A 15,862-nucleotide genomic window follows, 5' to 3' on the forward strand; every position below is an offset into this window, starting at 1 on the left:
TATAAATTTTGACTACAAAATAAATTTATCTTGTAGTCAAATGTAGAATTTGGAGATTTGTCTATTTTTTATAAGGTGTAGTTTTATAGCCTTGCTCGATTAAACTACTCATGCCACCATCCAAATTTATAATCTTAAGATCTGAATTATCTATCGCTGCAGCTGCTGCCGTGCTTCGTCTGCCACTTCTACAAACAAGTGCGATAGGCTTTTTGATATCAACCGCCTTTGAAAGCTCATCTAAAAATGCACTCTTGTCACTTGGATCAAAAGTAATGGTCTTCGCACCAGTTATAATGCCAGTCTCTTGCCACTCAGATGGAGTTCTAATATCGACAATCTGATCATATTTTTTGATCTCATCTGGACTTATATTAACAGTTTTAACATCAGCTGACAGCATACAACAAACGGCTCCTAAAAGTAAAATTTTTTTCATCTACTCTCCTTAAATAAATTTTTGAAATGTTAGCATGGATTATTAAATATATAAAATTTTTGTTAATAAATTTTATTGGTAATGAAATAACGCAAATAATGCAGTTAAGAAGAAATTTTTACATATCAAAACTACTTATAAAAGAATATAAATTTAAATATAAAAGATTTAAACACTCTGCAAAAGATTGTTATTGCATGGTATTAAAAGAAGAAGTGGTGTCCCCAGCGAGGTTCGAACTCACGACCTCAGAATTAGGAATTCTGCGCTCTATCCAGCTGAGCTATGAGGACAAATTTGTAAAATAGTTTAAATTTTTATCCGAGTAGTTAAATTTTAAAGGGCAGATCGCTCTGCCCTATTTTTGGCTAATTAGCCATTTCTCTTTTTAATGATCTCTTCACTTACGTTTTTAGGAACTTCTTCGTAGTGATCAAATTCCATAGAGTAAGTCGCACGACCTTGAGTCATTGAGCGAAGATCTGTTGAGTAGCCAAACATTTGAGCTAGCGGACAATAAGCTGCAATGATTTTTACACCATTTCTATCATCCATTGAATTTACTTGGCCACGACGCTTGTTAAGGTCGCCAATAACATCACCCATATACTCTTCTGGAGTCTCGACTTCAACTTTCATCATAGGCTCAAGGATAACCGCACCTGCTTTTCTAGCGCCCTCTTTAAAGCCCATTGAAGCAGCAAGTTTAAATGCCATCTCAGATGAATCCACTTCGTGGTAGCTACCATCGAAAAGTGTAACTTTAACATCTTCAACTGGATATCCAGCAAGAACACCGCTTTGAAGCGCTTCTTTACAACCTTTTTCAACAGCTGGGATGTACTCTTTTGGAACAACACCACCTTTGATGTCGTTAACAAATTCAAATCCGCTAGCAGCTGGAAGTGGCTCGATGCGTAAAAATACGTGACCATATTGACCACGACCACCTGATTGTTTAGCATACTTATACTCTTGTTCAACTGCCTTACGGATAGTTTCGCGGTAAGCAACTTGTGGCTGACCAACTTCAGCATCAACTTTAAATTCGCGAAGCATACGATCAACAATGATCTCTAGGTGAAGCTCACCCATACCGCTAATAATAGTTTGTCCGCTCTCTTCATCAGTGCTAACTCTAAAGCTTGGATCTTCTTGAGCTAGTTTTTGAAGAGCTATCGCCATCTTCTCTTGATCTGCTTTTGTTTTTGGCTCAACTGCAACGCTAATAACTGGCTCTGGGAAGTCCATTCTCTCAAGGATAACTTTATCTTTTTCGCTTGCAAGAGTATCACCAGTTAGAGTATTTTTTAGACCAACAACAGCACCAATTTCACCAGCAAAAAGCTCAGTAATCTCTTCACGTTTATTTGAGTGCATTTTTAGTAAGCGGCCGATTCTCTCTTTGCAGTCTTGAACTGTGTTGTAAGCATAGCTACCACTTTCAAGGCTTCCTCTATAAACACGGATAAATGTTAGCTGTCCAACAAATGGGTCAGTCATAATTTTAAACGCAAGAGCGGCAAATTCGCCATCATCTGTACTTTCGACAGTCACTTCGGTACCATCTTCATAAACACCATTTATCGCTGCGATCTCATCTGGAGCTGGTAAATAATCAACAACAGCATCAAGTAGAGGCTGGATGCCTTTGTTCTTAAACGCAGTTCCACAAAGCATAGGAGTGATAGTCATTCTTAAGCAGCCTGCTTTTATACCTTTTTTGATCTCTTCTTCAGTTAGCTCTTCGCCTGCAAAGAATTTCTCCATCAAACTATCATCTGTCTCAGAAACAGCTTCAATTAGTTTTGCGCGGTATTCTTCGGCCTTATCTTTAACTTCAGCTGGAATTTCTTCTTCAACATAATCAGTTGGCTTTTTCTCGTCATTCCAAACGTATGCTTTCATTCTTACAAGATCAACCACGCCTTTAAAGTTATCTTCTGCACCGATTGGAATTTGAATAGGCACTGGATTTGCTTTTAATCTTTCTCTTATTTGCTCTTCAACTCTAAAGAAATTTGCACCAATTCTGTCCATTTTATTTACAAAAACTATTCTTGGTACGTGATATTTGTTTGCTTGTCTCCAAACAGTTTCAGACTGTGGCTGAACACCACCAACGGAACAAAATACCGCAACAGCACCATCAAGAACACGCATAGAACGCTCAACTTCAATAGTAAAGTCAACGTGTCCCGGAGTGTCGATTAGGTTTACTTGGTAGCCCTTCCAAAACGCTGTAGTTGCAGCCGATGTAATAGTAATACCACGCTCTTTTTCTTGCTCCATCCAGTCCATAGTAGCAGCGCCATCATGAACCTCACCTATCTTATGGCTCATACCAGTGAAGAACAAAATTCTCTCGCTGGTAGTTGTTTTTCCAGCATCAATGTGAGCCGCAATACCGATATTTCTTACCTTATGTAAAGGCGTTTTTCTCTCTGCCATACTAATTCTTTCTTACCAGCGGTAGTGAGCAAATGCTTTATTAGCCTCTGCCATCTTGTAAGTATCTTCCTTCTTCTTGAAAGATGCACCTTTTGAATTTGCCGCATCTAAAAGCTCATTTGCTAATTTATCAACCATTGTTCTTTCGCTTCTTTTTCTAGCAAAAGTTATAAGCCAGCGGATAGCAAGAGCTTGTTGGCGAGCTGGACGAACCTCGACTGGTACTTGATAAGTAGCACCACCAACACGGCGTGATTTAACTTCTAAAATAGGTTTTACATTTTCGATAGCGTCGTTAAAAACGTCGATGCCTTTAACCTCAGCATTTTTCTTTTCGATAGCTTTAATAGCACCATACATTATCTCTGTAGCGACGCTTTTTTTGCCATCATACATAAGAGAATTAATAAATTTAGTGATTATTTTATTTCCGTAAATCGGATCAGGTAAAACTTCCCTTACAGGAGCTTTTCTTCTTCTCATTTTGATTTTTCCTTCAAATTTTTATGAAATTTTACTCAAACGTTTGCAAATTTAAGCAACGTCTGCGAACCTAATTTTTTACTTTTTTGGAGCAGCAGCGCCAGCTTTAGGGCGTTTTGCACCATATTTAGAACGAGAAACTGTTCTTTTTGCAACACCAGCAGTATCAAGTGCACCACGAACGATGTGATATTTAACACCTGGTAAGTCTTTAACCCTACCGCCGCGAACTAAAACGATACTGTGTTCTTGTAGGTTGTGACCTTCACCGCCGATATAGCTGATGACTTCAAAACCGCTTGTAAGCCTAACTTTGGCAACTTTCCTCAAAGCTGAGTTTGGTTTCTTAGGAGTTGTAGTATAAACCCTAGTGCAAACTCCTCTTCTTTGAGGGCACTCTTTTAACGCTGGAGATTTTGACTTAACAGTCACTTTCTTGCGTTCATTTCTGACCAATTGATTTATGGTTGGCACAATAATTCCTTTCAACTAAATTTATTAAAAAGACCTAATTTTATTTAAAAAAAACTTAAATATCGGTTAATAAATTAGATTTATTCATACGTTCCTTTTTTTATAAAACCACTGTCGTCTTTTAAAATTTCACCCTTTGCAACGACAAATTTAATCTCAAATTTCTCATCGATTAGCAAAATATCTGCATCGAAATTTTCTTTTATCTCGCCTTTTTTGTTTTGCAAGGCCACGCTTTTTGCCACGTTTGTCGTAAAATATGGCAACGCCTCCTCGATGCCAAAGCCATCTTTTACAAAATTTATAAACTCTTCATATAGGCTTTTTACGCTAGCGATGCCAATTTTTAGTAAATTTCCATCGCTATCATAGCTAGAGTAGCTACCAAAGCCGTCCGAGCTTATCGTGAGCTTGTTTGTTGGTAAATTCTCTTTTTTGATGCGCTTTACAGCCTCAAGTGGCGTAAGTCCTGGCATGCAAGTAAAGTCGATATAACCGCCATCTTTTATAAATTTAAAGCTTTGTTTAAAAAGCTCCTCGTTTCTATTTACGTGCGTTGGCTGAAATAGCGTGATCGGCATGTCGTACTCATTTAGCACTTCGTAGATCAAATTTAAACCCTTCTTGCCATCACCCATGTGAAGCGTGGTATGTCCTGACTTCGAGCTGATCATACCAGCCACCCTTCCAGCAGAGACTATATGAGCTAGCTCATCTTTACTCACGCTTGATGAGCGGTGATCGCTTATGGCTAGCTTGGTGCCAATTATCGGATCAACAAAGACAATATCTTTTTCGATCTCGCCAGTTATAGTTGGCGTCTTAGAGCTGTACGCGCCTGTGTGAGCGTAGCATGTGATGCCCTCGTCGTTTAGTGCGTGTGCTTTTGCCACTAAATTTTCAACGCTTCTTGTCGTGCTGTCAGTTCCAAGTAGGCCAACTGCTGTCGTTATGCCAGCTTCTATTAAATTTGAAAGCATGATCTCAGGCACCCTAGTCTTAAAGCCACCTTCGCCGCCGCCTCCAGTGATATGCACGTGTTTATCGATAAGGCCTGGTATGGCTACTAAATTTGAAGCGTCGATCACCTTAACATTTGGCAAATTTGGCTCTATATTTTCAGCTATGCAGACGATCTTGCCATTACATATAAATATATCTTTTGTGCCGAGAAATTTTGGCGAGTAAATTTTGGCGTTTTTTATAAGTATCATTTGGCATCCTTGTTTATCTTAGCTATGCCGATGCCAGTGATTGCTAAAATGATAGCAAAGACAACGCCCATGTAGTTTAGTATCGCCCATGGTAAATACTCTACCGTTGGCACGCCAAGTGTGGCTGTCATGTATGCGCCTGCTGCTGACCAAGGGATGAGCGGGACGATAACGGTGCCAGAGTCTTCAAGTGTTCTTGATAGGTTTTTGGCTGCCAAATTTTTCTCTTTATAGAAGTCCTTAAACATCTCGCCAGGGATGAGGATAGAAAGATATGAGCTACCTGTGACAAATGCGACAGTTAAGCATGAGCCGATAGTTGAGATAATGACGCCTGCTGTTGATTTTACCTTTGCCATGATAGTGTGAAGCACCTTTGTAAGCATGCCAGTTTTTGAGATGATACCAGCAAAGCCCATAGCGCAGATGACTAGGATGGTGGTTGAATTTACCGAGCTCACGCCACCTCTATTTAGAAGCTTGGTGATATCTTTTGAAAACTCCATATTAATGCCGCTCATCGTGACGTTAAAGCCAGTCATCACTGAGATAAAGCCATTTTTAAAGCTAAAATCTTGAACGATCACACCAAGAAGCACTGAAAATAGAGATGCGATGATCATTACAGGTATCGTTGGCCACTTTAGCACAGAGCCAGCCAAGACAAAAAGCACAGGCAAAAGTAAGATGATGTTCCAGTGAAAAATTTTATCAAGCTGACCTTGAAGCGCCAAAACCGACTCTGAAACATTTGCGCCACTACTTGCGGCTGCGCTACCAAAAAATAGATAAGCCGCTATCGCAACGATAGTTGCTGGGATAGTTGTATAAAACATATGTCTGATGTGCTCATAAAGCTCTGAGCCAGCTGCTATCGGAGCTAGGTTTGTCGTGTCTGAGAGCGGAGAGAGCTTATCGCCAAAATATGCTCCTGCAACTACCGCGCCAGCAGTTGCCGCTAAATTTACATCAAGACCTTGAGCTATGCCCATGATGGCGACACCGACTGTGCCAGCAGAACCCCAAGATGTGCCAGTTACGGTTGAGATGATAGCTGCGATGACAAAAGCAGTTAGGACTAGATACTGCGGACTTATAAGATCTACGCCGTAGTAGATAATCATAGGGATAGTGCCTGAAAATACCCACGAGCCAATAAGCAGACCGACTGCCCAAAGTATCATAAGTGCTGGCAATGAGCTTGAAATTTTCTCTATCACCCCTTCTTGAAGTTCGCTCCAACTATATCCTAGTCTCCAAGCGATGCCACCAGCCACGAGGGCAGCTATCAAAATGATCGGCTCAACCTTTAGCTTCATATAACCAACGCCAAGCGCAAGGCCTACGATCATAACCAAGATAGGCGTAAGGGCTAGCAGAAACGAAGGCTCTTTTTTTATAGAGTTCATCATGTGTCCTTTAGATTTGAGATATTTTTGAATTTAAAGGCTACAAACTTAAATTGTTATAAAAAAATAAAATAAAATTAAAATTTAAATAAAATGTGTGAAAATTTAGCACATCTGATATGTGCTAAATTTGGATCAGTCTTGCTTGATAGCGTATTTACCACTACCAGTCGAGATGATGCAAAGTGACATAGCGATATAAAGATATATAAGCTCTGCTTTAAAGCCATTTACATTAGTTAGCTCAAGTAAATTTGATAAACCAAAATATGAATACAAAATGACAAGACTAGAGCCAAAAACTAGGAGCGCGCCAAGCCTTGAGTAAAAACCAACAGCGATCATAATAGGGGCTAAAACCTCGCTAAGATAGGCAAAATACGCCAGAAAACTAGGTAGTCCAGCATCAACTAAAATACTCTTTACGCCGCCAACTCCGTGTAGAATTTTGCCAAAGCCGTGCATAAAAAGGCAAATTCCAAGGCCTAAGCGCAGAAATAAAAGTCCAAGATCGACATTTTTCATAATATCTCCGTTACATATTTTTAGTTATGGATTTTATTTAATATTGATTAACGGCTTGTAAATTTTGAAATTTTGTAAATTTAAGTGGGAAATTTATGAAAGGTTTAAGCCCCAAAAGCGGGGCTTAATATATTAGTTTTCTTTGATCTTTATCTTTTTGTCTTTGTAAAAACCAGTACCAACTGGGATCATACGTCCAAGGATGACATTCTCTTTTAGATCTTCAAGATAGTCAAATTTAGCAGCGATTGACGCTTCTGTTAAGACCTTAGTTGTCTCTTGGAATGACGCAGCAGAGATCACACTATCACTTCCAATAGCCGCTCTTGTGACACCAAGAAGGATCGGTTCAGCGATAGCTGGCTCGCCACCCATTTTCATGATGCGCTCGTTCTCTTCTTTAAATTTGTTTCTTGAAACCATGTCGCCAACGATGAAATTTGTATTTCCACTATCGACGATTTTTACTTGGCGAAGCATTTGAGATACGATGATCTCGATGTGCTTATCAGCGATCGCAACACCTTGGCGACGATAAACTTGCTGAATTTCACTGATCAAATAGTAGTGAAGTGCCTTTTCACCAAGAATTCTTAAGATATCGTGGCTTGAGATAAGTCCGTCTGTTAGTTTCTCACCAGCATGGACAAATTCGCCGTCTCTTACTTGGATCTGGCGGCTCTTCTCGATCAAATACTCAGCTGTCGTGCCATCTTCTGCTTGGATGATGATGCGCTCTTTTGAGCGAAGTGGCTTGTCAAATCTAACAACGCCGTCGATCTCAGCAACGATAGCTGTATTTTTAGGGCGTCTTGCCTCAAATAGCTCACTAACTCTTGGAAGACCACCGGTGATATCTTTTGACTTAGCAACAGCTTTTGGAGTCTTGGCCAAAATGTCAGCCTGAGCTACTTCATCGCCACTTGAAACAAAGATCGCAGTTTTTGGATCAAGTGGATACTTGATCAAATGTCCGCTCTTTGTAGTGATAATGATCGCTGGTTTTACGCCACTTGGCAAATACTCATTGATGACAAGACGTCTTTGACCAGTTGCCTCATCAGCTTGCTCAGTCGCACTATATCCTGGCTCGACATCTTCAAAGCTAACCACACCAGCTTCTTCTGCGATAGTTGGAGTTGAGTATGGATCCCACTCAGCGATTATTAGCTTGTCATCTTTTTCAGGTAGCGAGACCACTGTCGCTCTTTCTACCGCATCATTATCTGATACTTGGATGATAGAATTTCTTGGGATGTAGTGGCGAACTGCCTCACGTCCATCCTTGTCAGAAACGACAACAAAGAAGCCTTTTTCAGTTACTTTGTGACCTTTTTTGATATCTTTTAGTCTATCAAGGAAGTCACCTTTTAGTATGAAAAATTTAACCACACCATTTGCATCTGCGGTGATCTTTCTAGTTACTGGGTCGCCGTCTGAAATTTTAAGCTCACTTGCGTATGGGATACGATTTGGAACGTTCCAGCCCTCTTTTATGATCTCGACGATACTCTCATTCTCTTTTACTTTGTCGCCATTTGCATAAGGGATATACATCTTGCCTTCGATCTTACCGCTAACGCCAGCTAGTTCGTTTGGTTTAGCAAGGTCGTTTCTTCTGATAGTATATTTGATCTCTTCTTTTTTGCCTTTGATAACGATATTTACGTCTTCGTGAGCATATTCGATCTCAATTTTACCATCAATTGTTGATTTTATCTTCGGCTCAACAAGTAGCACAGCTGCACTTCTTCTGTTTGCAACGATCTTTTTGCCGTTGTTCTCGTATGTGCTAAGGTTGTAATATCTAATAAAGCCCTCTTTTTGAGCGATGACTTGGCGGTCTTGTTGCTCAGTAGAAGCCGTACCACCAATGTGAAATGTTCTTAGCGTTAGCTGAGTACCTGGCTCACCGATTGATTGAGCCGAGATGATACCGACAGCCTCGCCTGGTTTTACAAGTTTGCCCTCACCCAAATTTAAGCCGTAGCATTTTGCGCAAACGCCTTTTGGCGCCTTGCACGTGATAGGTGTTCTAATGCTTACTGATTTTATGCCAGCTTCTGTTATAGCCTTAGCTTTCTCTTCATCAAGCAATGTACCTTCGCTAAATAAAATTTCATTTGTTATAGGATCGATCACATCATCTGCTAAAACACGGCCTAATACTCTCTCTTCAAGGCTCTCTATTAGCTCGCCACTCTCTGTGATATCTGTGATCTCAACGCCCTCGTGCGTACCGCAGTCGTGCATAGTGACTTTAACGTTTTGAGCAACGTCGATTAGCTTTCTTGTTAGGTAACCAGCGTTGGCAGTTTTTAGCGCGGTATCTGCAAGACCCTTTCTAGCTCCGTGGGTTGAGTTGAAGTACTCCATTATGTTTAGACCTTCACGGAAGTTTGAAATGATCGGTGTTTCGATGATCGAGCCGTCCGGTTTTGCCATAAGACCACGCATACCAGCTAGCTGGCGAATTTGCGCAGCACTACCTCTCGCACCAGAGTCAGCCATCATATAAATTGAGTTAAATCCGCCTTTATCATTTTGAATAAGCTTCATCATCTCACTTGCGACGCTATTATTTGTATCTGTCCAGATATCGATGATCTTGTTGTATCTCTCACTATCTGTTAAAAGACCAGCGCCGTATTGTTTTTGAATTTCACGAACTTTTTTCTTAGCTTCGTCGATATATTTTTGCTTGCTATCTGGCACGATGATGTCTGCGATAGAGATAGAAATTCCCGCTTTTGTAGCATATCTAAAGCCTAAATTTTTAAGCTTATCAAGGAAGTCAGCCGTTACTTCAAGGCCGCCATTTCTATAAACATAATCAACCAAATTTGCAATGTCTTTTTTCTTCATGATCTTGTTCCACATATTTTCAGGGACAAAATCAGGAAGTATCGCTCTTAAAATCAAGCGACCAGCAGTTGTAAAGATGATCTTGTTATCAACCATTGTTTTGATCTTTGCGTGAAGGCCAAGTGTATTAGCCTCTTCAGCTATCATTACTTCATCGACGCTTGAGAAAATTTTATTTGCACCTTTTTCGTCATTTCTCTCTAAGCTTAGGTAATAAATTCCTAAAACCATATCTTGTGAAGGGACTGTGATAGCTTTACCACTTGCAGGAAGCAAGATGTTCATTGAACTAAGCATCAAAATTTTGCACTCAGCGATAGCCTCTTGAGATAGTGGCACGTGAACAGCCATTTGGTCGCCGTCGAAGTCAGCGTTGAACGCCGCACAAACTAGTGGGTGAAGCTGGATCGCCTTGCCCTCAACAAGCACTGGGTGAAAAGCCTGGATAGAGAGCTTGTGAAGTGTTGGAGCACGGTTTAGCATGACTGGATAGTCTTTAACAACCTCTTCTAAGCACTCCCAAACCTCATTTGTCTTATCTTCTATCATCTTTTTAGCTTGTTTAACGGTTGTCGCATAGCCTTTTTCTTCAAGACGAGCAAGCAAATGTGGCTTAAATAGCTCTAAAGCCATCTTCTTTGGAAGACCGCACTGATCCATTTTTAGCTTTGGACCAACGACGATAACAGAACGTCCAGAGAAATCAACACGCTTACCTAGCAAATTCTGACGAAAGCGGCCTTGCTTACCTTTGATGATCTCGCTTAGTGATTTTAGTGGGCGTTTATTTGCACCTTTTACCGCATTTGCTCTACGGCCATTGTCAAATAGCGCATCAACAGCCTCTTGAAGCATTCTCTTTTCGTTTCTGATAATGATCTCAGGTGCGTCAAGCTCAAGCAGACGTTTTAAACGGCTATTTCTATTTATTACACGGCGATACAGATCATTTACGTCTGAAACAGCAAATTTACCGCCATCAAGATTAACAAGTGGTCTAAGATCAGGTGGAAGAACTGGTAAATTTGTTATCATCATCCACTCTGGGCGGTTGCCTGAATTTAAAAAGCTCTCGATAACTTTTAGGCGTTTTACGATAGTCTTTTTCTTAGCCTCAGAATTTGTAGCCTCCATCTCTTCTTGTAGTTGATTTAAAATTTGAGTTAGATCAAGCTCAGCTAGCATATCATAGATGACCTCGCCACCCATTCTAGCACTAAAACCAGTCTCTTCATATCTTGAAGCTAGGCTTTGATATTGCTCTTCGTTTAAAACGTCATATTTTTCAACTTTTTTAGAATTTTCATTGTCATAATAAGCCTCACCAGCGTTATCAACAATGTATGCCTCATAGTAAAGTACTCGTTCAAGGTCTTTCATCTTGATACCAAGAAGCGCACCTATACGGCTTGGCAAGAAATTTACATACCAGATATGAGCCACTGGAGTTACAAGCTCGATGTGACCCATGCGAGAACGACGAACTTTAGATGTTGTTACTTCAACGCCGCACTTTTCGCATTTGATACCTTTGTAGCGCATCTTTTTATATTTACCACAAAGACACTCATAATCACGGATCGGTCCGAAAATTTTGGCACAAAACAGACCGTCACGCTCAGGTTTTAGCGTGCGGTAGTTGATAGTTTCTGGTTTTTTAACCTCGCCATAACTCCAAGATTTTATCTTCTCAGGACTTGCTAAACGAAGTTGGAAAGCTTCAAAATCACGAGGTCTATGCTCTTCTTTTATCTCAACTGGTTTTAAATTAGTTAGTTTCATTTGTCTCATCCTCATCATATACTTCCACATCAAGAGCTAGTGATTTTAGCTCGTTTGTTAGAACAAAGAACGTCTCAGGGATACCAGTCTCAGGAACGTTTTCACCTCTTGTTAAAGCTTTGTAAGCCGAAAGTCTTCCCTCAACATCGTCTGATTTTACAGTTAGCATCTCTCTTAGTGTATGAGCAGCACCATAAGCCTCAAGTGCCCAAACCTCCATCTCACCAAACCTTTGACCCCCAAATAATGCCTTACCACCGACAGGTTGTTGTGTAACAAGGCTGTATGGTCCAGTGCTTCTTGCGTGAACTTTTTCATCAACCAAGTGGTGAAGTTTTAGCATATACATACAACCAACATTAACGCGTTCTCTTATCTTTGAGCCTGTGCGTCCGTCATATAGCTCGGTTTTACCGTCACTATCTATCTTAGCCATCTCAAATAGTTTTGCAAATTCGTCAGCTTTAACGCCTTCAAAAATCGGAGTTGCAAATCTTACGCCATTGCTCCAATCTTTTGCATATTCAAGAAGCTTCTCATCGCTCATCTTACCAAGAGCTTTTTTAGCGTCCATTAGCTTAGCAACGCTTGCGATCTCTATCATCTTAGCCCTTAGCTCTTTTATCCACTCGCCTTTTTTGGTCTCAAAAATTTCATTAATCTGCTCACCTAAGCGGTAACCAACAAGACCAAGGTGGCTCTCCAAAATTTGACCGATGTTCATACGGCTTGGAACGCCTAGTGGGTTTAGCACGATATCAACGATCTGACCGCTTGGAAGATACGGCATATCGACTTCTCTAACTATATTTGAAACGATACCTTTGTTACCGTGACGTCCAGCCATCTTATCGCCAACTTTTAGTTTGCGTTTTGTAGCTATATAAACTTTTACAAGTTTTACAACGCCACTTGGCAAAATATCATCTTTTTCTAAAATTTCTATCTTAGCGTCGTGCTCTTCTTTAAGCTTTTTCTTCTCATTTTGGAAGTAATTTTTTAGCTCGTCATATTTCTTTTGGATATCTTTTGAAAAGCTCTTTACGATAGCATTTAGAGTAAATCTATTGATATTCTCAAAGTCAGCTTTGTTGATCTTTGAGCCTTTTTTATACTCTTTTTTATTTACCTCTTGATCGCTCGCTAGTGGATTTTTAGAAAGAAGTGCTGTAACTTTTAGCATCTCTTCGCGGTCTAGCATAAGCAGTCTATCGTGATGCTCTTTTTCTAAAAGTGTCTTCTCTTCTTCGTAAGCCTTGTTTGTTCTGCTATCTTTTTCATAGCCTTTTTTGGTGAAAATTTTAACATCAACAACCACGCCTTCCATTGAAGCTGAAGCATAGAGCGATTTATTTACCACGTGACCAGCTTTTTCACCAAAGATCGCACGAAGTAATCTTTCTTCTGGAGTTGGCTTAACCTCGCCTTTTGGAGATACCTTGCCAACAAGGATCATGCCAGGCTTGATCTCTGTACCGATTTTAACTATACCGCTTTCATCAAGGTGCATAAGCTCCTCTTCTTTGACGTTTGGTATATCTTTTGTTATCTCTTCAACGCCGTCTTTTAGCTCACGAGCCTCGATCTCTTTTTCATAGATATGAACGCTTGTAAAGGCATCTTCACGTATCATTTTTTCACTAATAACGATCGCGTCCTCGTAGTTGTATCCGTTCCAAGGCATAAATGCGATTAGTGCGTTTTTACCGATAGCTAGCTCGCCTTTTTCCATACTTGGACCATCAGCTATGATTTGATTAGCAACGATCTCATCGCCTTTTTTAACGATCGGATGTTGTGAAAATGTCGTATTTTGGTTTGTTCTTAAATTTTTCTCCAAAGAGTAGTGATCGATATATGGACCAGCTTCATCTTCACCAAGGATAAAGATGTTTTTATTATCAACCTTTTCAACCACGCCGCCTCGTTTTGCTTTTACACTCTCCCAAGCATCTCTTGCGATAACACTCTCCATGCCTGTTCCAACGATAGGGGCAGTTGAGCGAAGTAGTGGCACTGCTTGACGCTGCATGTTTGAGCCCATAAGCGCACGGTTAGCGTCGTCGTGCTCTAGGAATGGAATAAGCGAAGCTGCAACACCAGCTATCATACCAGAGCAAAGGTCGATCAAGGTAACATCTTCTCTACGAGCAAGCATCATCTCGCCCTCTTTTCTAACCTCGATCAAATCCTCAACGATATGTCCATTTTCATCAAGCTTAGTTGATGCTGGAGCGATAACATTGCCCTCTTCTTGTGTCGCTGTTAGATAGACTATCTCGTCAGTCACTTTGCCATCGACGACCTTTTTATAAGGCGCCTCAACAAAGCCAAGGTCATTTACTTTTGCATAAGTTGAAAGAGTGTTTATAAGACCGATATTTTGACCTTCTGGGGTCTCAACTGGACAAATTCTGCCGTAGTGAGTTGGGTGAACGTCACGCACCTCAAATCCAGCACGCTCTTTTACCAAGCCACCCTCGCCAAGTGCAGATAGACGGCGCTTATGAGTAACCTCACTAAGTGGGTTTGTCTGATCCATAAACTGACTTAGCTGACCGCCTGTGAAAAATTCCATGATTGTCGCTGTGATCATTTTTGGATTGATAAGATCATAAGGCATGATCTCGTCAGTATTGTTGCTTAGACTTGTAAATTTATCACGGATAGCCTTTTGCATCTTAACAAAACCAAGATGAAGCTCACTAGCAAGTAGCTCGCCGATCGATCTTATACGGCGGTTACCAAGGTGGTCGCGGTCGTCAATGTGACCTTGTCCGTTTTTAACTTTTATAAGATATTTTGCAGTTTTGATGATATCTTCACTAGTTAGCAAGGTAACGTACTCTGGCACATCAAGTGAGAGCTTGTGGTTCATCTTCATACGACCAACTTTTGTTAGGTCATATCTTTCAGGGTTAAACAATATATCATTTACAAAGCTTTTTGCAGCCTCTTTAACTACCGGCTCGCCAGGTCTCATAACCTTGTAAATTCTAATCGCAGCAAGGTCATTTTCATCATCTACACCCTCAGTTTGTTTTAAAACCTTGAGCATATCGTTGTCAGCGATAAATGAATTTATTATAGCGTCGTCAACACCAGCTGCAGAGTTGTTTATAATATCGATGCTTTCATGCTCAGCTAAAATTTTTGCAAGTTTATTCTCATCAAGAGCAGATAGTGTGTCATATAAAATTTCGCCGCTTTCTGTGTTTATCACAGGGTTTGCCAAATATCTACCAATAAGTGCTTCGATAGGATACTCGACAAATTTAACGCCATCTTCAATTAATTTATCGGCTTTTTTCTTTGTTAGGCGCTTGCCAGCTTGGTGAAGAACCTCTCCATCTTCATTTTTTATATCATACTCAACTCTTCCTAGATAATCCTCTGGGTTGAAAAGAGTTAAAAATTTATTATTTTTAATAACTAAATTTTGTATCGGATAAAATAGCTTAATAATGTCTTGTTTTTTATATCCTAATGCCCTAAACAAGATAGTTACAGGCACTTTTCTGCGCTTATTTATCCTAACATATAAAATATCTTTTGTATCATATTCAAAGTGCAACCAAGATCCGCGATCTGGGATTATTTGAGCTGTATAGATAAGTTTATTTGCAACAGTCGCACTCTCTTCTTGTTTAAAGATAACGCCAGGGCTTCTATGAAGTTGATTTACAACAACACGCTCAACGCCATTTATAATAAATGAAATTCTATCTGTCATCAACGGAATTTCACGTATGAAAATTTCTTGCTCTTTTATATCTTTAACGCCGACTTTATCACCAGTCTTATCATCTTTTTCATGAACAATAAGGCGTATTTTCATTTTTAAATTTACAGAGTATGTAAGACCTCTTTCTATGCACTCTCTGATTGTATATTTTGGTTTTCCAATCTCTGAGCCAACATATTCTAAAGTTAAACGATTTTGCGGATCATGTATAGGGAAAATCGACTTAAAAACTTTTTCGATACCGCTTTCTGTCTGATTGTTATTTAGATTTAAAAAATTATCAAAGCTCTTTTTTTGTAATTGTAGTAGGTTCGGAACGTCTATCTCTTTAACGACATTAGAGAAGTCAACTCTAAGACGATTTCCTGAGTATAAGCTATTTAACATTGCATCTACCTCGTGGTAATTTTGAAAGAAAAGTATAGCCCTTTACAAGGCATCTAAAATTTAAAAAAGAGAGAGCCTCTGCCCTCTC

The 15,862-nt window shown here is 40.0% G+C and carries 9 protein-coding genes and 1 tRNA gene; all 10 read right to left on the reverse strand.

Annotated elements, in window-relative coordinates; translation table 11 throughout:
• Nucleotides 1–61: 61 nt before the first annotated feature.
• Nucleotides 62–439 carry a rhodanese-like domain-containing protein gene (locus MTT29_RS03345; RefSeq protein WP_087583698.1) on the reverse strand — a complete coding sequence of 126 codons (378 nt, stop codon included), beginning with the start codon at nucleotides 437–439 and terminating at the stop codon, nucleotides 62–64.
• Nucleotides 440–655: 216 nt separating this feature from the next.
• Nucleotides 656–732: transfer RNA gene (locus tag MTT29_RS03350), tRNA-Arg, on the reverse strand.
• Between the two features lie 79 nt (nucleotides 733–811).
• A complete protein-coding gene (gene fusA / locus MTT29_RS03355) occupies nucleotides 812–2,890 on the reverse strand; it encodes an elongation factor G (RefSeq protein ID WP_021090006.1) in 2,079 nt (692 codons plus the stop codon).
• Between the two features lie 12 nt (nucleotides 2,891–2,902).
• Nucleotides 2,903–3,373: a 30S ribosomal protein S7 gene (gene rpsG / locus MTT29_RS03360; RefSeq protein ID WP_002941142.1), complete on the reverse strand. Its 471-nt coding sequence runs from the start codon at nucleotides 3,371–3,373 to the stop codon at nucleotides 2,903–2,905.
• Between the two features lie 78 nt (nucleotides 3,374–3,451).
• Nucleotides 3,452–3,847, reverse strand: coding sequence for a 30S ribosomal protein S12 (gene rpsL / locus MTT29_RS03365; protein WP_002941121.1), 396 nt, complete (start codon nucleotides 3,845–3,847; stop codon nucleotides 3,452–3,454).
• 80 nt (nucleotides 3,848–3,927) lie between these two features.
• Nucleotides 3,928–5,061 carry a beta-aspartyl-peptidase gene (gene iadA / locus MTT29_RS03370; RefSeq protein WP_149708282.1) on the reverse strand — a complete coding sequence of 378 codons (1,134 nt, stop codon included), beginning with the start codon at nucleotides 5,059–5,061 and terminating at the stop codon, nucleotides 3,928–3,930.
• Nucleotides 5,058–6,470, reverse strand: a complete 1,413-nt coding sequence (nhaC, locus tag MTT29_RS03375; protein WP_429799765.1) for a Na+/H+ antiporter NhaC — start codon at nucleotides 6,468–6,470, stop codon at nucleotides 5,058–5,060. The genes iadA and nhaC overlap by 4 nt, the downstream gene beginning before the upstream one ends.
• 135 nt (nucleotides 6,471–6,605) lie before the next feature.
• A complete protein-coding gene (locus MTT29_RS03380) occupies nucleotides 6,606–6,995 on the reverse strand; it encodes a DoxX family protein (protein WP_009294512.1) in 390 nt (129 codons plus the stop codon).
• A 132-nt stretch (nucleotides 6,996–7,127) separates the two neighbouring features.
• Nucleotides 7,128–11,642 (reverse strand): DNA-directed RNA polymerase subunit beta', encoded by a 4,515-nt coding sequence (gene rpoC / locus MTT29_RS03385; protein WP_429798727.1) that lies wholly within the window; start codon nucleotides 11,640–11,642, stop codon nucleotides 7,128–7,130.
• Nucleotides 11,629–15,774: a DNA-directed RNA polymerase subunit beta gene (rpoB, locus tag MTT29_RS03390; RefSeq protein WP_429799766.1), complete on the reverse strand. Its 4,146-nt coding sequence runs from the start codon at nucleotides 15,772–15,774 to the stop codon at nucleotides 11,629–11,631. Before rpoB ends, rpoC begins: the two co-directional genes overlap by 14 nt.
• Nucleotides 15,775–15,862 lie beyond the last annotated feature (88 nt).

The sequence above is a fragment of the Campylobacter concisus genome (genome assembly GCF_050447485.1).
Taxonomy (GTDB): domain Bacteria; phylum Campylobacterota; class Campylobacteria; order Campylobacterales; family Campylobacteraceae; genus Campylobacter_A; species Campylobacter_A concisus_BQ.